Origin of the sequence: Streptomyces sp. G7(2002) (assembly GCF_028870195.1) — a bacterium.
GTDB lineage: Bacteria > Actinomycetota > Actinomycetes > Streptomycetales > Streptomycetaceae > Streptomyces > Streptomyces nigrescens.
In genome coordinates, this window is sequence record NZ_CP102609.1 from 7,039,732 (window position 1) to 7,060,460 (window position 20,729).

Annotated in this window: 16 protein-coding genes; 11 read left to right on the forward strand and 5 right to left on the reverse strand. The window is 71.7% G+C overall.

What is annotated here, in order from left to right; translation table 11 throughout:
• Positions 1-229 precede the first annotated feature (229 nt).
• Both nrdR and NUT86_RS30040 read left to right on the forward strand, forming a co-directional pair.
• On the forward strand, positions 230-760 hold the full coding sequence (gene nrdR, locus NUT86_RS30035; protein WP_018092899.1) for a transcriptional regulator NrdR: 531 nt from the start codon (positions 230-232) through the stop codon (positions 758-760).
• Between the two features lie 124 nt (positions 761-884).
• Positions 885-3,761, forward strand: a complete 2,877-nt coding sequence (locus NUT86_RS30040; RefSeq protein ID WP_018092898.1) for a vitamin B12-dependent ribonucleotide reductase — start codon at positions 885-887, stop codon at positions 3,759-3,761.
• Positions 3,762-3,929: 168 nt separating this feature from the next.
• Here NUT86_RS30040 and NUT86_RS30045 read toward each other — a convergent pair whose 3' ends face one another.
• Positions 3,930-4,451, reverse strand: a complete 522-nt coding sequence (locus NUT86_RS30045; RefSeq protein WP_018092897.1) for a TerD family protein — start codon at positions 4,449-4,451, stop codon at positions 3,930-3,932.
• Positions 4,452-4,656: 205 nt separating this feature from the next.
• Complete coding sequence (locus NUT86_RS30050; RefSeq protein ID WP_266446031.1) at positions 4,657-5,244, reverse strand: TetR/AcrR family transcriptional regulator; 588 nt, start codon at positions 5,242-5,244, stop codon at positions 4,657-4,659.
• Positions 5,245-5,381: 137 nt separating this feature from the next.
• On the opposite strand from NUT86_RS30050, the gene NUT86_RS30055 reads away from it, so the two are divergent.
• Positions 5,382-6,794, forward strand: coding sequence for an amidase (locus NUT86_RS30055; protein ID WP_274738448.1), 1,413 nt, complete (start codon positions 5,382-5,384; stop codon positions 6,792-6,794).
• A 69-nt stretch (positions 6,795-6,863) separates the two neighbouring features.
• The gene (locus NUT86_RS30060) at positions 6,864-7,469 is read left to right on the forward strand and encodes a YdbC family protein (protein ID WP_018092894.1); all 606 of its coding nucleotides are present in this window, start codon (positions 6,864-6,866) and stop codon (positions 7,467-7,469) included.
• Between the two features lie 12 nt (positions 7,470-7,481).
• Here the strand turns inward: NUT86_RS30060 and NUT86_RS30065 are convergent, their stop codons facing one another.
• The gene (locus NUT86_RS30065) at positions 7,482-8,243 is read right to left on the reverse strand and encodes a TetR/AcrR family transcriptional regulator (protein WP_274738449.1); all 762 of its coding nucleotides are present in this window, start codon (positions 8,241-8,243) and stop codon (positions 7,482-7,484) included.
• 65 nt (positions 8,244-8,308) lie between these two features.
• Here NUT86_RS30065 and NUT86_RS30070 point away from each other — a divergent pair, with 65 nt between their 5' ends.
• From NUT86_RS30070 to NUT86_RS30090, 5 genes are all read left to right on the forward strand, one after another.
• Positions 8,309-9,928 (forward strand): ABC-F family ATP-binding cassette domain-containing protein, encoded by a 1,620-nt coding sequence (locus NUT86_RS30070; RefSeq protein WP_274738450.1) that lies wholly within the window; start codon positions 8,309-8,311, stop codon positions 9,926-9,928.
• Positions 9,929-10,188: 260 nt separating this feature from the next.
• Positions 10,189-10,848, forward strand: a complete 660-nt coding sequence (locus NUT86_RS30075; RefSeq protein WP_274738451.1) for a histidine phosphatase family protein — start codon at positions 10,189-10,191, stop codon at positions 10,846-10,848.
• 11 nt (positions 10,849-10,859) lie between these two features.
• Positions 10,860-11,771 (forward strand): ADP-ribosylglycohydrolase family protein, encoded by a 912-nt coding sequence (locus tag NUT86_RS30080; protein ID WP_159485813.1) that lies wholly within the window; start codon positions 10,860-10,862, stop codon positions 11,769-11,771.
• A 308-nt stretch (positions 11,772-12,079) separates the two neighbouring features.
• On the forward strand, positions 12,080-12,781 hold the full coding sequence (locus NUT86_RS30085; protein ID WP_026170219.1) for a ribonuclease HII: 702 nt from the start codon (positions 12,080-12,082) through the stop codon (positions 12,779-12,781).
• A gap of 66 nt (positions 12,782-12,847) precedes the next feature.
• On the forward strand, positions 12,848-13,498 hold the full coding sequence (locus tag NUT86_RS30090) for a hypothetical protein (RefSeq protein WP_026170218.1): 651 nt from the start codon (positions 12,848-12,850) through the stop codon (positions 13,496-13,498).
• A 159-nt stretch (positions 13,499-13,657) separates the two neighbouring features.
• Here NUT86_RS30090 and NUT86_RS30095 read toward each other — a convergent pair whose 3' ends face one another.
• Positions 13,658-14,365 carry a hypothetical protein gene (locus NUT86_RS30095; RefSeq protein ID WP_274738452.1) on the reverse strand — a complete coding sequence of 236 codons (708 nt, stop codon included), beginning with the start codon at positions 14,363-14,365 and terminating at the stop codon, positions 13,658-13,660.
• 217 nt (positions 14,366-14,582) lie between these two features.
• Complete coding sequence (locus tag NUT86_RS30100) at positions 14,583-16,748, reverse strand: RecQ family ATP-dependent DNA helicase (RefSeq protein WP_266446009.1); 2,166 nt, start codon at positions 16,746-16,748, stop codon at positions 14,583-14,585.
• Positions 16,749-16,873: 125 nt separating this feature from the next.
• Between NUT86_RS30100 and NUT86_RS30105 the strand changes: the two genes are divergently transcribed.
• Together NUT86_RS30105 and NUT86_RS30110 are read left to right on the forward strand one after the other, a co-directional pair.
• Positions 16,874-18,505 carry a DUF4192 domain-containing protein gene (locus NUT86_RS30105; RefSeq protein ID WP_229838612.1) on the forward strand — a complete coding sequence of 544 codons (1,632 nt, stop codon included), beginning with the start codon at positions 16,874-16,876 and terminating at the stop codon, positions 18,503-18,505.
• Between the two features lie 215 nt (positions 18,506-18,720).
• Entirely contained in the window at positions 18,721-20,724 is a 2,004-nt protein-coding gene (locus tag NUT86_RS30110) for a glycogen debranching N-terminal domain-containing protein (protein ID WP_274738453.1), read from the forward strand.
• Positions 20,725-20,729 lie beyond the last annotated feature (5 nt).

Here is a 20,729-nt window from a genome sequence, read left to right on the forward strand (position 1 = left end):
CGCCGCGACACGCGGTAGGCAGATGTAAGCGGGCCGACACCACATCTAGTGGTTAGATGCGTTCGGTCACCCAGAAGTTGTGGTGCCTGGTCCCTCGGGGGCCGGGAATCGCCTATGCTGGTGGCTGCTCCGAAGGGCCCGTACGGACCGGCTGCAGGCCTGTCGCCGTACGCCGGGCTCGTTGGCGTACGTACGTCCGTATATCAAAGGGTGAGGAGGGTGGAGAGCCATGCACTGCCCCTTCTGCAGGCACCCGGACAGCCGGGTCGTCGACAGCCGCACCACCGATGACGGGACGGCGATCCGCCGGCGACGCCAGTGCCCCGACTGCTCCCGCCGTTTCACCACCATCGAGACGGCGTCACTGATGGTGATCAAGCGGAGCGGGGTCACCGAGCCCTTCAGCCGCAACAAGGTCATCGCGGGAGTGCGCAAGGCGTGCCAGGGGCGCCCGGTCACCGAGGACGCCCTCGCCAAGCTCGGCCAGCGGGTCGAGGAGGCGGTGCGCGCCACCGGCAGCGCCGAGCTGTCCACCCACGACGTGGGGCTCGCCATACTGGGGCCGCTGCAGGAACTCGACCTGGTCGCGTACCTGCGCTTCGCGTCCGTTTACAGGGCCTTCGATTCACTTGAGGACTTCGAGGCGGCCATCGCCGAGCTGCGCGAGCAGCGCGAGCAGGGGCCGCCCGGGCAGGAATGCGGGACCGACGGGGAGGCCGGCGGACCGGCCGTCCCCGTCCCCGCCACCGCCGCCGACTGAGCTCGGCGCGCATCCAGGACCTGTGTCGGGGCGAGAGCAGGGCGCCCCGGTATCAGAAAGACATACACCGTGCCACGGAATGCGTGCGCACATATGGGCGTTTGCCCGTATACAGGGAGGCGGCATGACAGAGACGACGAGCGGCCCGGCACGAGGCTCCCGCGCCAAGGGCAGCAAGGCGAGCAAGGGTCTGCGTATCGAGCGCATTCACACCACACCCGGCGTGCATCCGTACGACGAGGTGGAGTGGGCGTCTCGTGACGTCGTCATGACCAACTGGCGCGACGGCTCGGTCAACTTCGAGCAGCGTGGCGTCGAGTTCCCCGACTTCTGGTCGGTGAACGCGGTCAACATCGTCACGAGCAAGTACTTCCGTGGCGCGGTGGGTTCCCCGACCCGCGAGGCGAGCCTCAAGCAGCTCATCGACCGTGTGGTCAAGACCTACCGGAAGAGCGGCGAGGAGAACGGTTACTTCGCCTCCCCGGCGGACGCCGAGATCTTCGAGCACGAGCTGGCGTACGCCCTGCTCCACCAGGTCTTCAGCTTCAACTCGCCGGTGTGGTTCAACGTCGGCACCCAGCAGCCGCAGCAGGTCAGCGCCTGCTTCATCCTCTCCGTCGACGACTCCATGGAGTCGATCCTCGACTGGTACAAGGAAGAGGGGATGATCTTCAAGGGCGGCTCCGGCGCCGGCCTGAACCTCTCCCGCATCCGCTCCTCCAAGGAGCTGCTCTCCTCCGGTGGCAACGCCTCCGGTCCGGTCTCCTTCATGCGCGGCGCCGACGCGTCCGCCGGAACGATCAAGTCGGGCGGCGCCACCCGCCGTGCGGCCAAGATGGTCGTCCTGGACGTGGACCACCCCGACGTCGAGGCCTTCATCGAGACCAAGGTGAAGGAGGAGGAGAAGGTCCGCGCGCTGCGCGACGCGGGCTTCGACATGGACCTGGGCGGCGACGACATCACGTCCGTCCAGTACCAGAACGCCAACAACTCGGTCCGGGTGAACGACGAGTTCATGAAGGCCGTCGAGACCGGCTCGAAGTTCGGGCTGCGCGGCCGGATGACCGGTGAGGTCATCGAGGAGGTCGACGCCAAGGGACTCTTCCGCAAGATGGCGGAGGCAGCCTGGGCGTGCGCCGACCCCGGCATCCAGTACGACGACACCATCAACCACTGGCACACCTCGCCGGAGTCGGGCCGGATCACCGCGTCCAACCCCTGCAGCGAGTACATGCACCTGGACAACTCCTCGTGCAACCTCGCCTCGCTCAACCTCCTGAAGTTCCTGCGCGACGACGACCTGGGCAACCAGTCCTTCGACGCCGAGCGCTTCGCCAAGGTCGTCGAGCTGGTCATCACCGCGATGGACATCTCCATCTGCTTCGCCGACTTCCCGACCCAGAAGATCGGCGAGACCACCCGCGCCTACCGCCAGCTGGGCATCGGATACGCCAACCTCGGCGCCCTGCTGATGGCCACCGGTCACGCCTACGACTCGGACGGCGGCCGCGCGCTGGCCGGTGCCATCACCTCCCTGATGACGGGCACCTCCTACAAGCGCTCGGCGGAACTCGCCGCGGTCGTCGGCCCGTACGACGGCTACGCCCGTAACGCCGACGCCCACAAGCGCGTCATGAAGCAGCACTCCGACGCCAACGGCGCCGCGGTGCGCATGGACGACCTGGACAACCCGGTGTGGGCGGCGGCCACCGAGGCCTGGCAGGACGTCCTGCGCCTCGGCGAGAAGAACGGCTTCCGCAACGCCCAGGCCTCCGTGCTGGCCCCGACCGGCACCATCGGCCTGATGATGGACTGCGACACCACGGGCGTCGAGCCGGACCTGGCGCTGGTGAAGTTCAAGAAGCTGGTCGGCGGCGGCTCCATGCAGATCGTGAACAACACGGTCCCCAAGGCGCTCAAGCGGCTCGGCTACCTTCCCGAGCAGGTCGAGGCGATCGTCGCCCACATCGCCGAGCACGGCAATGTCGTCGATGCCCCGGCCCTGAAGACCGAGCACTACGAGGTCTTCGACTGCGCCATGGGTGTGCGCTCGATCTCCGCCATGGGCCACGTGCGCATGATGGCCGCCGCGCAGCCCTTCCTCTCCGGTGCGATCTCCAAGACGGTCAACGTCCCGGAGACGGCCACCGTCGAGGAGATCGAGGAGGTCTACTTCGAGGGCTGGAAGCTCGGCCTGAAGGCGCTGGCGATCTACCGCGACAACTGCAAGGTCGGCCAGCCGCTCTCCGCCAAGAAGAAGGAGGAGGAGAAGAAGGCCGAGCCGGTCGCCGAGAAGAAGGTCGTCGAGTACCGCCCGGTCCGCAACCGCCTCCCCAAGGGCCGTCCCGGCATCACCACCTCCTTCACGGTCGGCGGCGCCGAGGGCTACATGACCGCCAACTCCTACCCGGACGACGGTCTCGGTGAGGTCTTCCTGAAGATGTCCAAGCAGGGCTCGACCCTCGCGGGCATGATGGACGCCTTCTCCATCGCGGTGTCGGTGGGCCTCCAGTACGGCGTGCCGCTGGAGACCTACGTCTCGAAGTTCACCAACATGCGCTTCGAGCCGGCCGGTATGACGGACGACCCGGACGTGCGGATGGCGCAGTCGATCGTCGACTACATCTTCCGCCGCCTGGCGCTGGACTTCCTGCCGTTCGAGACCCGCTCGGCGCTCGGCATCCACTCCGTCGAGGAGCGCACGCGCCACCTGGAGACCGGTTCGTACGAGCCGTCCGAGGACGAGGTCGACGTCGAGGGCCTGGCCCAGTCGGCGCCGCGGCAGTCGGAGTCCGTGACGGAGTCCACCCCGGCGGTGAAGATCGTCGAGGACGCCGCCGCCCCGGCCCCCAAGCAGGCGCACACCAACGCCGAACTCGTCGAGATGCAGCTGGGCATCAACGCCGACGCTCCCCTGTGCTTCTCCTGCGGGACGAAGATGCAGCGGGCCGGCAGCTGCTACCTGTGCGAGGGCTGCGGGTCGACCAGCGGCTGCAGCTGACACCGCCCGGAAGGCGTCCGACGCACCTCTGAGCATCTGCCGAGGACGCTGAGCCGCACGTGAGAGAGGGTGCCGACCACCGGTCGGCACCCTCTTCCGCATTGCCACCCCGGGTAGGCCCGCGTACTTCGCCGTGGTGCCCGTCCGGGGGCGCCGGGCAGGGGTGCGTCAGCGGCCCATTTCCGAGGTGAACGCGTTCGGGTCGGTGTCGAATCCCCGGAGTGCCGGGTGGATGCGCCACTGTCCCGCCTCGTCCCGGGTGAATTCGGCGACCGTCGCGGCGGTCGCCCCCGCGATCTCGGTGAAGTCGTGCTCCACCAGATCGGTGTAGCCCTCGCGGATCCGTACGGCGGTGTTCGCGATATCGCCGAAGACCTTGCGGCCCTCGCCCTGCTGGATGGCCACCCCCACGATCACCCGGGTGTAGTTCTCGGCCAGCCGGTCCAGCTCCAGCGTCATGATCTCGTCGAAGCCGAACCCCTGGCCGGTCCTGCTGTCCCGGTTGAGGGTGATGGTCCCGTCGGGCGACCGGCTGTCGAAGTGCACCAGATAGGCCGGTTCGCCGTGCGGCGCGTCGGCCGTATAGGTCGCCGCGACGATGTCGAGGTCATTGTCCGGCGTTCCGATGGGGCTCGGGTCCCACTTGAGCGTTACCTCGACCTTCTCGATCCCTTTGTTGAGCGTGCTCACCGGACTTCCCTCCCGTCATCTCCCGGGGGCGTGGCGCGGCCTGCGCGGTCACGCGGACAACTCCCCAGGGCTTCCCGTTGGCTGACCATCGTGCCACGCCCGACGCCCCGTGGGCGGAGTGAACTGCCCCTGGTCACACGTGGTTTGCATCCAACTCGGGTGGCTGAAAAGTGCCGTCAGGCCAGGGGTGCCGCCGGGCGCCGGCTCAGCTTGTCCGCGCGTCCCAGAGGCGGTTGAGCTGGCCGTCCAGTGCGTCCAGCGCGTCGGCGGGGGAGAGGTGGCCGATCAGCACATGGGTGGTGAGGCCGTCGGCCAGGGCGAGGAGGGTGCGGGCCGCGCGGTCCGGGTCGGCGGTGTCGGACGCCTCGGCGATCAGCTGCGCGAACACCGTCTGCAGACCGGCGTAGTTGGTGCGCAGAATTCCGGCCAGGGGCGGACTGACGGCGGCCTGAGCCACAAAGGCCAGCCAGACCCGCGCCTCGGCGCGATGTTCCTCCTGGAGCAGCGACACCTCGGTCGCGGCGTGCCCCAGCGCCGTACGGGCCGACTGGGCGGGTGAGGCGGCGAGCCGGGCCGACACCCGCGCGGTGACCCGTTCGCCGATGTGGCCGAGCGCGAAGACCAGCATCTCCTCCTTGGTGCCGAAGCAGCGCTGGACGGCGCCCATGGACACCTGCGCGCGGGCCGCCACGTCGCGGAGCGTGACGCCCTCCAGGCCGCTCTCGTCAGCGAGTTGGCACACCGCCTCGGCGATCTGCCGCCGGCGGCTCTCGTGGTCGACCTGCTTGGGCATGCCCTGCGCTCCGATTATTCGATGCGTGTGTATCGGTGACAAGGTTACGATGCCGAAGCGATGCAGGTGCATCGGAACGGCTGGAAGACGGCCTGAGCGGCCCAGGAGGGCCGGCCGGGCCGCGAAAAGGGGAGGACATGCGCAACGCGCTGTGGAAGATGACGGCCCGCGCCCAGGCGACGGCGGTACGCACCGGGGAGGTGTCGGCGGTGGAGCTGGTCGAGGCGCATCTGGAGCGGATCGCCGAGGTCAACCCGGCCGTCAACGCCGTCACCCAGCTGCTCGCCGAGCGGGCGCGGGGTGAGGCGGCGGAGGTCGACCGCCGGCGTGCGGCGGGCGCGGAGCTGGGGCCGCTGGCCGGTGTGCCGTTCACCGTCAAGGAGACCACGGCCATCGAAGGTGTGCCGACGACCTACGGCGCGGAGCGCTTCCGTGACTTTGTCGCGCGCTCCGATGCGCCCCCGGTGGCGCGTCTGCGAGCGGCGGGCGGCATCCCCGTCGGGCACAGCAATATGCCGACGCTCATCCTGGCCGGCGTCCATTCCCGCAGCGAGCTGTTCGGGGACACCGTGAACCCCTGGAGTGCCGCGGTGACGCCGGGCGGCAGCAGTGGCGGCGACGGCGCGGCCGTGGCGAGCGGTATGGCCCCGCTCGGACTCGGCAACGACTCCGGAGGTTCGGTGCGCATTCCCGCGTCCTTCTGTGGCGTCGCGGGTCTGAAGCCGACCTACGGGCGGTTCGCCGCCGATCACCGCATCGGCCCGGACGACCCCTCGCTCGCCGCCCAGTTCCTCGTGGTCGACGGCCCGTTGGCCCGCACGGTCGATGATCTGCGGATCGCGTACGAGGTGCTGGCCGGGGCGGATCCGTGCGACCCGCGGACCGTGCCGGTGCCGCTCTATGGGACGCCGACGGGGCGTCCCCTCAAGGTGGCGATGGTGACGGACCCCGGAGGAAGTGGCGTGCATCCCGTGGTGCGCCGGGCCGTGGAAGGCGCGGCGGACGCGCTGCGGGACGCGGGGTACCAGGTGAGCGAAGTGGCGGACATGCCGCGGCTGGACGATGCCCTCGACGCCTACGCCCGGATGACGCTCACGGAGTTCGCCACCACCTGGCCGGCCGTCAAGCCGTTGCTCGGGGAGGGCGGCCATCGCTATGTCGAGTGGGGGATGGCGAGGTCGGCCCCCGTGGAGCTGCCGGAGTATCTGCGGCTGACCGGGGTGCGGATGGGGATCCAGCGGGACTGGGCGGCCTTCCTGGATGAGTATCCGCTGGTCCTGGGGCCGGTGTTCACCGATCCGCCGTTCGCGCCGGGGGAGGAGGTACGGGACGAGGAGAGCTATCAGAGGGTGCAGCACGCGATGCGGCTGTGCACCGCGACCAGTTTCGTCGGCGTGCCCGCGGTGGCCGTACCCACGGGGGTGGTGGACGGGCTCCCGTACGGAGTGCAACTGATCGGGCGCTCCTACCGGGAGGACCTGTGCCTGGAGGCGGCCGAGGCGGTGGAGCGGCGGCTCGGTGTCCGCACGCCCATCGATCCGCGCCCGTAAGGAAGTTCGGGGTGGTGGGAGTGTGACGCGCAGTGATCCCGGTCCGTCCTTGGGCCGTACGATGGCGCGGTGCTGGTCAAGTGGATTCGCCTCACCGTCGTGGACCGTCGAGGGTTCGAGCGGGGGCAGCGGAAATGGGCGGGGCTGCTGGGTGAGCCGGGGTTCCGAGGGCAGGGCGGCGGATGGAGCCGGGCGCGGCCGGGCGTCGCGCATCTGGTCGCCTTCTGGGAGAGCCGGGCGTTCTACGACTCCTTCATGGCGCGCTCGCACGACCGGCTGGCGGCCGCGCAGGTCGGCACGTACAAGGACGCCCAAGTCCGGCTCTTCGAGCACGAGTTTGATGTGAAGGTGGGCTTCCGCCCGTCCTTCGGCGATGTGGACGTCCTGCGGCTGGCGCACTGCCAGGTGCGCCAGGAGCGGGTGGATCACTTCATGCTGATGCAGGAGAAGGTCTGGAACCCGGCGATGGCGGGCTCGCCGGGCATGCTGCGGGGGATGCTGGGGCGGGCTCCGGGGGAGGAGTTCCTGGTGCTGTCGATGTGGCAGTCGGCGGCCGAGCGGGGGAAGTACCGGCCCGAGCGGGTGGAGCGGCTGGCGCTGCGCGCCCAGATAGCCGCGGATGTCCGGGCGATCGCGGGCGACGTGGTGCAGCTCGAACCGTCGTGGACGGTGTGAGGGACGGCGTGGTCAGCGGGCCGCTCCGGGGGAGGCTCCGGCCTTGCCGGCGGCCGTGAACGCCCCGGCGTGGGCGGCCGCCAGCGTTGCCGCCACGGCCTGCTCGGCGACGGTGTCGTCCACCGGCTCCCGGGTGATGAACAGGCGGAAGAAGAGCGGCGCGGAGACGGAGCGGACGAGCGCTCCGGCGTCGATGCCGCGGTGCGCAGTGGCGTCGGAGGCGGCGTCCGCCGGGATTTCCGGCGCAGCGTCCGGGGGCGCCGGCAACTCCCCGCGCCGGACGGCGCGTTCGACGAGGGCCTCGCAGCGCGCGAACCGCTCGATGTAGTAGTCGCGCAGGGCTTCGGCCGCCCGCTCCGACTGGAAGGCGGCGGCGATCATCGCGGAGCCCGACGCCGCCACTGCCGGGTCCGTGAACGAGGTGACGACCTCCTGGGCCAGGGCGCGCAGATCGCCCTCCAGGGACCCGGTGTCGGGCGGGATCCAGCTGTCCTCGCCCGCAAGGTCCAGGGCGTCCGCCACCAGGCCCTCGACGTCCTTCCAGCGCCGGTAGAGCGTCGTCTTGTGCACGCCGGAGTGGGCGGCGACGTATTCGACGGTCAGGCCGGGATAGCCGTGCTCGGTGAGGCCGGCCAGTACGGCGTCGCGGACGGCGGCGCGGGTGCGGGCGGTGCGGCCGCCGGGGCGCCGGGTGCCGGGGGTGGGTGCGGGGCCGCCGCACTCGCGGCCGTTGCCGGGGACCGTCTGCTCAGGCAATTGCGACTCCAGTTGCATTAGCGGGTTCCGTCTGTCATCATCATCGTAATGCAACGAGGGTTGCATTTACCTTGGGGGGATGATTGCCCACTCAGATTTCCTTGCACGACATCACCAAGTCCTACGGCGACCGCCTGCTGCTCGACGGCGTCTCCCTGTCGATACGCCCCGGCGAGCGCATCGGGATCGTGGGGGAGAACGGCGCCGGGAAGTCGACGCTGCTGCGCATCCTCGCAGGCGCCGAGCGGCCCGACGAAGGCCAGGTGGTCCTCCGGGCCGACGGCGGCGTCGGCCACCTCGGTCAGACCCCTGACCTGCCGCCGGACCGCACCGTCCAGGACGCGATCGACGCCGCTCTGGCGGACCTCAGGGAGATGGAGCGCCGGCTCCGGTCGCTGGAGAGCGGGCTCGACCGGGCCACTCCCGCCGGTCTGGAGGAGTACGGCGATCTGCTCACCGTCTTGGAGCTGCGCGGCGGATACGAAGCCGATGCCCGCGTCGACCGGGCACTGCACGCCCTGGGCCTGGCGCGGCTGGGCCACGACCGGCGGCTCGGCAGCCTCTCCGGAGGCGAGCAGGCCCGGCTGGGGATTGCCTGCCTGATCGCCGCGGCACCCGAGATCATGCTCCTCGACGAGCCCACCAACCACCTCGACGCCACCGCCCTCGACTGGCTGGAAGGCGCCCTGCTCGCCCACCGGGGCACGGTCCTCACCGTCTCGCACGACCGGCTCTTCCTCCAGCGCATCGCCACCGCCCTCGTCGAGGTCGACGCCGACCGCCGGGGCCTGGTCCGCTACGGCGGCGGATACGGCACCTTCATCGCGGCCAAGGACGCTGCCCGCCGTCGCTGGGAGCAGGACCATGCCCGGTGGTGCGAACAGATCGCACAGCTCACCGACTTCGCCGAGGGCGCGGCACGGAGCGTCGCCCAGGGCCGGCCCATGAAGGACGGCAACAAGATGGCGTACGACCGGGACAAGGGCCGCGTCCAGGCATCCGTGTCCAGCCGGGTGCGCAACGCCCAGGAGCGGCTGCGCCGGCTCCGGGAGAATCCCGTCCCCAGGCCGCCCGATCCGCTCCGGTTCCGTGCCGCGCCGGACGTCGGCGAGGCCGAGGGCACCCTCGTGCGGCTCGACGGCGTGCGGGTGGAGGACCGGCTCGCGGTGGACTCCCTCGCCGTCGCCGCCGGTGAACGCCTGCTGATCCACGGTGCCAACGGCGCCGGTAAAACCACTCTGCTCCGTGTCCTGGCGGGGCTCACCACACCGGACCGCGGCACGGTGCTGCGCCGAGGGAGGATCGGCTTCCTCGCGCAGGAAATACCGGTCTCCCGTCCCGCCGAGCCGCTGCTCTCGGTGTTCCGCCGAGGGCTGGCCGGAGACGTGGAGGAGCTCACCGCCCTGCTGTTGTCGTTCGGCCTGTTCCGCGAGTGCGACCTCCATGTGCCCGTCGGGGCGCTCTCCGCGGGTCAGCGACGCCGGCTCGCGCTGGCCCGGCTGCTGGCCCGCCCGGCGGACCTGCTGCTGCTCGATGAACCGACCAACCACCTGGCGCTCGGCCTCGTCGAAGAACTCGAAGCCGCGCTGTCGGCATGGCCCGGCGCCCTGGTCGTCGTCTCCCACGACCGTCTGCTGCGGCGACGCTTCGGCGGCCGTTCCTACGAGATACGCGACGGCCGCCCGGTCCTGTCAGCCCACTGACCGGCGCTCATCGGCCGGTAGCACTTCTACGGCCCGGCGTGGCATCCAGCGGGCCGCTTCCCCCGGGCGTCGAGCCACCACAGGGGCTGGCCAGGGATACCCGACAGCGACGGACCCACGGCCGTGCCCCTGGCATCCGCACCGCACAAACGCGCAGAAACGCGCAGAAGGAGACGGGAAGGGCAACGGACGGATGTGCGACAGAGCTGCGACCGCGACAGCGTGCGACATGTACAAGGCACCCGATCTAGGCTGGCGGCATGGCTCGGCCCCGACGCATCGTTCTCATCCGCCATGGAGAGTCGGAGGGGAATGTCGACGACACCGTGTACGAGCGGGAACCCGATCATGCGCTCGCTCTGACCAGGGCCGGGCTGCGGCAGGCGGCGGACGCCGGCGGCGCGGTACGCGAGATGTTCGGCGACGAGCGGGTCTCCGCCTATGTCTCGCCCTACCGCCGCACCCACCAGACCTTCCGCGAACTCCGCCTCGACCCGGCCAGGGTCCGGGTGCGCGAGGAACCCCGGCTGCGCGAGCAGGACTGGGGCAACTGGCAGGACCGCGAGGACGTACGACGACAGAAGGCCTACCGCGACGCCTACGGCCACTTCTTCTACCGCTTCGCCCAGGGGGAGTCCGGAGCCGACGTCTACGACCGGGTCGGGGCGTTCCTGGAGAGCCTGTGGCGCAGTTTCGAGGACCCCCAGCACCCGCCGAACGTCCTGATCGTCACGCACGGGCTCACCATGCGGCTGTTCTGTATGCGCTGGTTCCACTGGACGGTGGCCGACTTCGAGTCGCTGTCCAACCCCGGCAACGCGGAATGGCGCACCCTGCTGCTCGGCCCGGACGGCCGCTACACCCTCGACCGGCCCTTCGCGCGCTGGTGTGAACCCGTGCCTTATGGGGCCACCGGTTAGAGTGCACACCGATGACCCTCGACCACCGTGACGCAGACCGCTGTGAGCGGGCTCTGGCGAGCCTGCGCGGACTGTCCGTGGGTGATGCCCTCGGATCTCAGTTCTTCGTCCCCGCGAACTACCCCTCCCTCAAGCGCCGTGAGCTGCCTCCCGCCCCCTGGCAGTGGACCGACGACACCGAGATGGCCTGCTCCGTCCTGACCGTCCTCACCACCCACGGACGGATCGACCAGGACGCCCTGGCCCGCTCCTTCGCCGACCACCACGACTTCGACCGTGGCTACGGGCCGGCCGTCAACCGCATGCTGCGGCTGATCCGCGAGGGCGGCGACTGGCGTGAGCTGGCGTCCGGGCTCTTCAACGGCCAGGGCTCGTGGGGCAACGGAGCCGCGATGCGTATCGCTCCCCTCGGCGCCTGGTACGCCGACGACCCCGAGCAGGCCACCCACCAGGCAGAGATCTCCGCCTACACCACCCACCAGCACCGCGAGGCCGTCGTCGGCGCCATGGCCGTCGCCGCCGCGGCCGCCCTGGTGGCCGACCCGACCCGCGACACCGGCCCCGAGAAGCTGCTCGACGGGGTGCTGGAGCTGATCCCGCGCAGCGCCGTACAGGCCGGGCTGCGCCGCGCTCGCGACATGCTCGACTACGCCGACTCCGGCACCGTCGCCGCTGTCCTGGGCTGCGGACGACGCACCAGCGCCCACGACACCGTGCCCTTCGCCCTGTGGGCCGCCGCGCAGCATCTCGGCAACTACGAGCAGGCGTTCTGGACCACGGTGCAGGCGGGCGGTGACGTCGACACCACCTGCGCCATCGTCGGTGGCATCGTCGCCGCCGCCGGACACGCCGGTGCCCCGCCCGAGGCGTGGCTGGACGGCACCGAGCCCCTCCCGTCGTGGTCCCCGGCCCTCGCCGACTGATCACCGCCGTACCGCTCGACCCTTTGCTCTCCTCACCTGTCGCGAGCCGATCGTCCGCGCCCGCTTCCGTGCGCTCCGATGCCCTCCAACAGGCGGCGCCGACCGGTGAGTTCGGCTCCGTGCGGGGGTGCGTGAGTCAACGGAACGGCGGCGTCCGGTACCGGCCCTGGCCCACCCGCGCCCGCTTCGGGATACCCGCCGGTAGCGGCACCGTCCGGTCCCGCTCACACGGTCGCCGCCGCCGTTTGCCGCCAGGTCCGGATCCGATGCGGACGGCTGGGCCGAATAGGCGTAACCTGGCTGGCGCCATGCCGTACGAGCCCCCCACACATTCCGTCGAGCGATCATTGCGCGCCACGACGGGCGCCAAGATCGTTGTAGGTATCGACGAGGTCGGACGCGGAGCGTGGGCCGGTCCGGTCAGCGTCTGCGCAGCCATCACCGGTCTGCGCCGGCCGCCCGACGGACTCACCGATTCCAAGCTGCTGACCCCCAAGCGCCGCACCGAACTGTGCGAGGTGCTCGGCGAGTGGGTCACGTCGTATGCCCTGGGGCACTCCTCACCGGAGGAGATCGACGAGCTGGGCATGACCGCTGCCCTGCGGCTCGCGGCCGTACGCGCCCTGGAGGCGCTGCCGGTCCGGCCGGACGCGATCATCCTCGACGGCAAGCACGACTACCTGGGCGCGCCATGGCGGGTCCGCACGGTCATCAAGGGCGACCAGTCCTGTATCGCGGTTGCCGCCGCGTCCGTGATCGCCAAGGTGCGACGCGACGCGATGATGACCGAACTGGGCCTGGCATACGCCGACTTCGACTTTGCGGCCAACGCCGGTTACCCCTCGCCGACCCATCGCATCGCCCTGGAGGAGTACGGTCCTACGCCGCACCACCGAGTGTCGTGGTCCTACATGGACGCCCTGCCCCGGTGGCGGCATCTGAAGAAGGTGCGCATCACCCCCGAAGCAGCCGCTCTGGAAGCCGGTGGCCAACTCGGCTTCGACTTCTGAGCGGTGTGGACATGAATTCGGTACCCGATGACATGTTCCGCACTTACGTTTGATAGACATCCCTTTATGCCTCTCATCCCCGAGGAGCCTCAGATTCACGAGAGTGTCCCGGGTCCCCGCGCAACTCCGGCCGCCGGCCGTACCGCGCCGACCCCCCGTCCCGTTCCTGGTCCCGGTCCCCGCCCCGCGCCTCCGCGCGGCGCTCCCGCGTCCAGTGTCCGTCCGGGCAAGCCCGGACCTGCTGCCCCGCCGCGTGGGCCTGTCGCCGCTCCGCCGGCGCAGCGCACCAACTCCCCGCAGCCGCCTGCCGGTGAGCCCGGCACCACTGCGGGAGCGCAGCTCCAGCTGATCCCGGCCCCCGCCGACGGCGCCGTCGACGCCGCCGACGAGGCAGTCGACCTGCTGCTGGACTCCGGGCGTGCGCCGGGCGAAATCCTGGTGCTGACCACCGGCGAAACCCATCCGTGGGCCGCGCATGAACTGTCCTTCGGTGAGGCGTCCTACTGGGCCCAACACAACGCCGCGGACGATGTGTTCTACGCGGACGCCGCGGCCGAGCGCGCCACCGGCCGGCCCGTCGTGGTCGTCGCCGTCAACGGTGGTTCGGACGAGGTCACCGCCAAGGCGCTGCCCGCGGCGATGGCCCGTGCCGGAACGTTGCTGGTCGTCTGCGGTGACCCGCAGCGGATCAACGCCGTGCTCGGCGCCAACGCCTGACCGCTGCCGGTTCGCAACAGCCCGTCGGCCCTGGAGGCCGTCGGGCTCGCTGCGCTCCCCACGGGCGAGGCCCGGACACCGGACGGTGCGGCGGTGCCGGGCAGGCGGCCTGCTCTCCCGCCGCATGCGGGAACGGGCAAGCCCACCCGCTCGGTCCGCTCAGCGCGCTGCCGTGTGCCGATGGGCTTCCGGGGCGCCGCCGCCGGTGCGCCGCGGCACCGACCGGCTCTGCACCGGAATGTTCACGGCCGCGCGCGGTGTCTCCGGACGTGCTGCCGTCGTGCGCCGCATCTCCGTGCGCCGCACCCCCGAGGGGCCCGGTTGTCCGAGCGGCTCGTCCGTCGCGGAAGGCCTGGGGCGGCGCCCGCCCCGGCCCTCTCCCAGTACCTGCCAGCGGTCCGGGGTCAGCGTGATGTACGCCCCGCAGCGCAGCCCGTGCAGGGTGCAGGCGTCACGCAGCCCCCACATCCACGCCCCGTCCGTCTCCGTCCAACGGGACTCGCCCTCACGGCAGTAGAGCAGTACGGCGGTGCGCACCGGGGCACGCAGCCGCAGGTCGTGCGGGATGACCCGGCGCAGATGCGCCAGCAGCACATTGCGGAACTCCCAGCCGTCGGGAGCGGCCGCGAGCTCGGTGAACGAAGCGCTGGCCGTCACCCGCTCCTGAGGATCGAGCACCGCGACGATGGCCGTCGATGGTTTCGGGCGATGACGATCGTGCAGGCCAGCGACGACCTCACGGGGGTTGCGCAGCAACGGGATGCCGGCCGAGGCCCATTCTGCGGGCTCCAGCATCCGTCCCAGTCGGGCGGAATCGGCGGACGCGGGCGGGGACATATGCGGGGGCGAGGCGAAGCCGAAGGTCACGTTCCTCCCTTCGTCTACGCGTCCGCATGTCAGGCGGGGGCGGGGCGCGGGTACGCACCACGACATGGCCCTGCCTGACCACGGACGGCCGGTAAGGGGAAGCAACTCCAATTCTCGCGGTCGCACACCCATGCGGCAACGAGCAATTCCCGCCCATGACCGGAATCGCCGCAACTATCCCAAATATCCGCGCTCGCCGCCGCGGGGCGTACCGCGCTCAGCCCTGTACGGCGAGGACCAGCGGAAACACCCCCTCTGCTCCCGCCCGGCGCAGCAGCCGGGCGGCCACCGCCAGGGTCCAGCCGGTGTCGGCGTAGTCGTCCACCAACAGCACCGGGCCACCTGCCGCGGTCAGAGCCTGCGCCAGCTCGGGCGGCACGCCCAGCGAACCGTGCAGGGCCCGCAGCCGCTGGGCGCTGTTGCTGCGCGGAATCCTGCCGTCGGCACCGTCGTCGGACGAGGACACCGTGCCCAGGAACGGCATCCGGCCGACCGCGGCGATCCGCTCGGCCAGCGACCGGATCAGCTGCGGACGGCTGCTCGACGAGAGCGCGACGACGCCCACCGGGCGGGCCGGTGCCTCTGCCGCCCCCGAGGCCCAACCACCGGGCCCCTTGGCCCAGTCGGCGAGAACCGTGACCACCGCGTTCGCCACATCGTCGGGGACCGGGCCGTCCGGAGCCTGCGGGGCGAGCATCGGACGCAGCCGGTTGCCCCACCCGATGTCGGAGAGCCGCCCCAGGGCGCGGCCGGTCGCGGCCAGCTCGCCCGCCGGGATCCGACCCTTGAGATCGACACCGACGGCCGGCAGCCCCGTCGGCCACATCCGCCGCGGCTCGACCTCCACGCCCGGCCGCCCCAGCTCACCGCGCGCCGCGTCCAGCGAGGCGGCGGACACCTCGGTGGTGAACCGCGCTCCGGCACAGTTGTCGCAGCGGCCGCACGCCACAGCCGCCTCGTCGTCCAACTGCCGCCGCAGGAACTCCATCCGGCAGTCCGTCGTGGTGGCGTACTCGCGCATCGCCTGCTGTTCGGCCTCGCGCTGGCGTGACACCCACGCATAGCGCTCGGCGTCGTACGCCCATGGCCGGCCGGTGGACGTCCAGCCCCCCTTGACGCGCTGCACGGCGCCATCCACATCGAGGACCTTGAGCATGATCTCCAGGCGCGAGCGGCGCAGTTCGACCTGGGGCTCCAGGGCCGGCAGCGACACCGGCCGGCCGGCGGCCGCCAGGACGTCCAGGGTCCGCCGCACCTGCTCCTCGGGCGGGAACGCCAGCGAAGCGAAGTACTTCCAGATCGCCTCGTCCTCCCGCCCGGGCAGCAGCAGCACCTCGGCGTGCTTGACGCCTCGGCCGGCCCGGCCCACCTGCTGGTAGTACGCGATGGGCGACGACGGCGAGCCCAGATGCACCACGAACCCCAGGTCGGGCTTGTCGAAGCCCATGCCCAGCGCCGAGGTCGCCACCAGCGCCTTGACCCGGTTGGCGAGCAGATCCTCCTCGGCCTGCTGGCGGTCCGCGTTCTCCGTCTTGCCGGTGTACGAGGAGACCGTGTGTCCCCGATGCCGGAGGAACGCCGTGACCTCCTCGGCGGCGGCGACGGTGAGTGTGTAGATGATCCCCGAGCCCGGCAGCTCGTGCAGATGGTCCGCGAGCCAGGCGAGCCGGTGCGCGGCATCCGGCAGCGGAAGCACACCCAGGCTCAGGCTCTCCCGGTCCAGCGGCCCGCGCAGGACCAGCGCCTCGGTGGAGCCCTCGCCCGTCCCGAGCTGTTCGGCGACATCGGCGGTCACCCGCGCGTTGGCCGTCGCGGTGGTGGCGAGCACCGGCACACCGGGCGGGAGATCGGCAAGCATCGTGCGCAGCCGTCGGTAGTCCGGCCGGAAATCATGGCCCCAGTCGGAGATGCAATGTGCCTCGTCGACCACCAGCAGACCCGTCGCCGCGGCGAGCTTGGGCAGCACCTGATCGCGGAAATCGGGGTTGTTGAGCCGCTCGGGGCTCACCAGCAGAACATCCACGTCACCGGCCGCCACCTCGGCCTGGACGGTGTCCCACTCCTCGGTGTTGGCGGAGTTGATCGTGCGCGCGCGGATCCCCGCCCGCGCGGCCGCCTCGACCTGATTACGCATCAGGGCGAGCAGCGGGGAGACGATCACGGTCGGTCCGCTGCCGCGCTCGCGCAGCAGCGCCGTCGCGACGAAATAGACCGCGGACTTGCCCCAGCCCGTGCGCTGCACGACCAGGGCACGGCGGTGGTCGGCGACCAGGGCCTCGATCGCGCGCCACTGATCCTCACGCAGGCTGACCTCGCCGCCCGGATCCCCGACGAGGCGGGTCAGGACGGCATCGGCTGCGGCACGCAGATCTTCGTTGCTCATGCCCCCATGCAACCCGATGCCACTGACATCGCGCGAACCCCCACCCGAACCTGTGGATAACCTCGTCGCCCGAGAGTTATCCACAGGGGTCGCGGCGCAGCGGCCGGCCGCGGGATCTTCGAGCCATGAATCCGCACAGCGAACCGAGCAAGCGCAGCGACGACAGCAAGCCCGCCGCCACCTCCTCCGACTCGTCCACCCCGAACCCCTCGAACTCTCCCCGCCCGCCCAAGCCGTCGCCCCCGGCCAACCCGCCGAGCGCCGCCAGGCCCTCCCCGCGCATCGCACCTACTGGTGCCACTGACCCCAACAGCACCGCAGAACCGGCCGGCCCGCCCGGCCCCGCGGACGCCACCAACCCTTCCGCCCTCTCCCACCCCGCCTACATCGCCGGCTCCCCGACCCCGTCCGACCCCTCCCACTCCACCGCCCCCACCGATGCGGCCACCGGACCGTCCGCCGACGCCCAGGTCACCCTGCGCAGTCCGGCCGAGCTCGCCGACGCCCTGCCGTATCTTTTGGGCTTCTATCCGGACGACAGCGTGGTTCTGGTCGCGCTGCACGGCGAGCGCGGACGCTTCGGCGGCCGGGTCAGGCTCGGCATCCCCACCGACCGCGCACACTGGCCGGACGTTGCCGACCAGCTCGCCGACTGTCTGATCTCGGCAGGTCAGGAGCGTGACGAACGGCCCGCGGCGATCATCGTCTACCTCTGTCAGGAGCCCGCGGCGGGCGAGAGCGGCAAGGACGTCAAGGACCGGCTCCGCCCGCTCGCCCAGCGGCTGCGTACCGCCTGCGGTGCGCTCGACGTACCGGTCCTGGAAGCCCTCTGCCTCTCCAACGGCCGCTTCTGGTCCTACTGCTGCCCCGACTTCCGCTGCTGCCCCGCCGAGGGCACACCCCTGGTCATGCCCGGCACATCGGTCATGGCCGCGGCCGCCGCATACGCGGGAATGCAGGTGCGCGGCTCCCTCAAGGAGATGGAGGCCAGGCTGAGGCCCCGCACCGGCCCGCGGGCCGCCGAACAGGAAAAGGTGCTGGACACGGCAGCCGGTGCGCTGGTGCCGCGCATGCTCCGGCGGGACGGTGCGGCGGCCGTCCGCCGGGACACCCTCGAGCTGGCCGGCGCCATGATCCACCGGTTCCGTCAGGACACCCCCTCGGGCAGTAACCGGGCCAGGGACGCCTGCGACGACGCACTGATCACCGACGCCGAGGCCGCCGACCTGATTCTCGGCCTCCAGGACCGGGTCACCCGTGACCGGGCGGCGGAGTGGATGGACGGCTCCGCCGCCGCGCCGGCCCTCCGGCTCTGGCGTGCCCTCGCCCGTCGCTGCGCCGGCGGCTATGCCGAACACGCGGTGGCACCGCTCACCCTCGCCGGCTGGGTGTGCTGGTCCACCGAGGACGGGCCCTCGGCGCGCGTCGCCCTCAGCTGCGCCTTGGCCATCGACCCCGACTACACCTTCGCCCAGCTGCTGCACCGCGCCATCAACGAAGGCCTCGATCCGGAGCCGCTGCGCCGCTGCCTGCGCGAGCAGCACCGAGAGGCGGTGGCCGCGACCGAGGCGCCCACGCCTTCCACCGCTCCGGCCGCCGAGGAGACGCCGCGGCCCACGAAACGCACCGGGCCGGCCCGCCCCGGCCCCGCCGGCCGTCCCCGGGGACCGCGCGGCGCCACGGGCCCGGGCTCCCGTACGACCGACGGGCGCAGCAGGCGCAGGGCCGGCCGGGACGGCGACCGGAGCCGACGGTGACCGGGCCGCTTCTGCGCGGCCGGCGTGACCTGGGCGCCGGTCGGAGCGTTCACCCGAGTGGCGTAATCCGTAGGGAGTCCCGACCTCACCAGGGAGCACAGCGCGTGCCAGGCATCGTCCCCACTGCTCAGCCGGCGCACCGGCTGCCCGGAGCGCGGCGCACGGCACCGCCCCGGGCCCCACAACCGCAACCCGTCCACTCCTCACTCATCTGTGTGGCCCTCCCGTCCCTCGCCGTCTCCCCGGTGTCGGGGCAGCTGACCGGCCAGGGCATGGACGGCTTCTACCGCGATGGCCGGCGGGTCCTGTCCCGCTGCGAACTGCTGGTCGCGGGCGAGGAACCGCTCGTCGTCCAGGGCCGGTTGGCCGGAGCGGACCGTGCCCGGTTCATCGGGACGATCCGCAGGATCGGCGAGCGCGGGCCGGATCCGGAGATCCACGTGGAGAGGGTGCGGTCGGCCGACGGCACCGAGCAGATCACGTTCCGCAGCAGCGCCACCCGGCCCGTCCGGCTTCCGGTCGAGATCCGGCTGGGCACGGATCTCGCGGAGCTCGGTGCCGTCGCCGTCGGCCTCCCGGGCCCCGGCCTGCGGGCCGCCGTACACGGCTCCGGACTCCGCTGGTCCGCACCCGGTGTGCACGCGGTGGTGTCCGCGACGCCCGGTCCCGCGGATGTGCTGGCATCGGCGGGCCTGCTGCGCTGGGAGCTGGATCTGCCGCCGGGTGCCCGCCGGACCATCGAACTGCGCGCCGGACTGGAACACGACAAGGGCGGACCGGGCGGGACTACAGGGCACCACCGGCGCCCCGGTAAGGCCCGCATCCCCGGTCCGCGCACCGGGCCGGTCGCCCCGCGGGCGCGCAGCGACCGGCCGCCGCGTCCGTGGACGGCGGCCCGGGTGGAGTGCGACGACCCTCGGGCCGACGCACTCATGGCGGGCAGCCTCGACGATCTCCACGGCCTGGTGATGCGCGACCCGGCGGCCACCGCGGACCTGTATGTCGCCGGCGGATTCCCCTGGCGCTGCGGCCTTGCACCGGTCGAGGCGCTGTGGGCCGCCCGGATGCTGCTTCCCCTGGGCACCCGGCTCGCCGCGGGCACGCTGCGCGCGCTCGCACGTGGTCAACAAGCCGCGCCAGGGGCGGATTTCGGCCGAATCCCCGGGCCGCTCAGGGATGCCGGACCCCACGCCCCACCGAGCTGCACCGGCATCGAGGCCACCCTTCTGTTCCCCGCCGTTCTCGCGGAGGCCCGCCGCTGGGGTCTGCCCGAACGGGAGACGGAGAGGCTGCTCCCCGCCGCGGAGCGCTGTCTGCGATGGCTGAGGATCGTCACCGACCCACCGGGCGGCGGCTCCGGAGGCTACGTCTCCGACCCGGTTCCCGGCGGCCCGTACCGCTGCGAGACCCAGGCCCATGCCCACCGTGCCGCCCTCCTGGGCGCCGATCTCCTCGATGCCTGCGGATCCTCCGACGCCGCGGCGCTACGGGACTGGGCCGACGACCTGCGCACCCGGTTCCGCAGGGACTTCTGGCTGGAGGACTGCGCAGGCGGCCGCCCCGCCGCCCTGCTCACCGCGGACGGGCGACCTGTTCCACACCTCGCTTCCACGACCGCCTCGCTGCTCGACACCGGCCTGCTCGGCGGCGGCGCTCTGGCCCCCGGCCTGCTGGATACGGCACAGACCGACCAACTGGCCGGACTGCTGGGCAGCCCTGCCATGGACTCCGGATGGGGCCTGCGCGGACTGGGCGCCAAGGAGAGCGGCTACAACCCGTTCGGGCACCGCAGCGGCGCGGTCCGTGTCCACGAAACGGCGATCGCCGCCGTCGGGCTGGCCGCGGCCGGCCATGAGCGGACAGCCGGCGCCCTGACCAGAGGGGTTCTCGACGCCGCGGAGAGCTTCGGGTACCGCCTCCCCGAGATGTACGCGGGGGAGCAGCGCACCGCCGGCGGTGCCCCCGTGCCACATCCGGCGGCCTGCCGCCCCGCAGCCGTGGCGGCGGCCGGCGCGGTGCACATACTGGTCGCGCTCGCCGGCCTGCGCCCCGATGTTCCCGCCAGGACAGTGTCTGTGCGCCCGCCCGCCACGGCCCCGCTCGGCGCACTGCAGCTGACTGGCCTGAGCGTCGCGGAGCAGCCGTTCGCCGTACGGATCAGCAGACTCGGTATGGGGGTGGTGGAGACGGCGGCGGACGGTCTGCAGCTGGGCTCGTGAGGTGC

What these genes read in the sequence shown, in the direction of transcription:
- NUT86_RS30065 (WP_274738449.1), bottom strand. Translation starts at nt 8,243, where the DNA reads ATGCAACTGGAGTCGCAATTGCCTGAGCAGACGGTCCCCGGCAACGGC.
- NUT86_RS30090 (WP_026170218.1), top strand. Translation starts at nt 12,848, where the DNA reads ATGCCTCTCATCCCCGAGGAGCCTCAGATTCACGAGAGTGTCCCGGGT.
- NUT86_RS30105 (WP_229838612.1), top strand. Translation starts at nt 16,874, where the DNA reads ATGAATCCGCACAGCGAACCGAGCAAGCGCAGCGACGACAGCAAGCCC.
- NUT86_RS30075 (WP_274738451.1), top strand. Translation starts at nt 10,189, where the DNA reads ATGGCTCGGCCCCGACGCATCGTTCTCATCCGCCATGGAGAGTCGGAG.
- NUT86_RS30085 (WP_026170219.1), top strand. Translation starts at nt 12,080, where the DNA reads ATGCCGTACGAGCCCCCCACACATTCCGTCGAGCGATCATTGCGCGCC.
- NUT86_RS30040 (WP_018092898.1), top strand. Translation starts at nt 885, where the DNA reads ATGACAGAGACGACGAGCGGCCCGGCACGAGGCTCCCGCGCCAAGGGC.
- NUT86_RS30055 (WP_274738448.1), top strand. Translation starts at nt 5,382, where the DNA reads ATGCGCAACGCGCTGTGGAAGATGACGGCCCGCGCCCAGGCGACGGCG.
- NUT86_RS30080 (WP_159485813.1), top strand. Translation starts at nt 10,860, where the DNA reads ATGACCCTCGACCACCGTGACGCAGACCGCTGTGAGCGGGCTCTGGCG.
- NUT86_RS30050 (WP_266446031.1), bottom strand. Translation starts at nt 5,244, where the DNA reads ATGCCCAAGCAGGTCGACCACGAGAGCCGCCGGCGGCAGATCGCCGAG.
- nrdR (WP_018092899.1), top strand. Translation starts at nt 230, where the DNA reads ATGCACTGCCCCTTCTGCAGGCACCCGGACAGCCGGGTCGTCGACAGC.
- NUT86_RS30100 (WP_266446009.1), bottom strand. Translation starts at nt 16,748, where the DNA reads ATGAGCAACGAAGATCTGCGTGCCGCAGCCGATGCCGTCCTGACCCGC.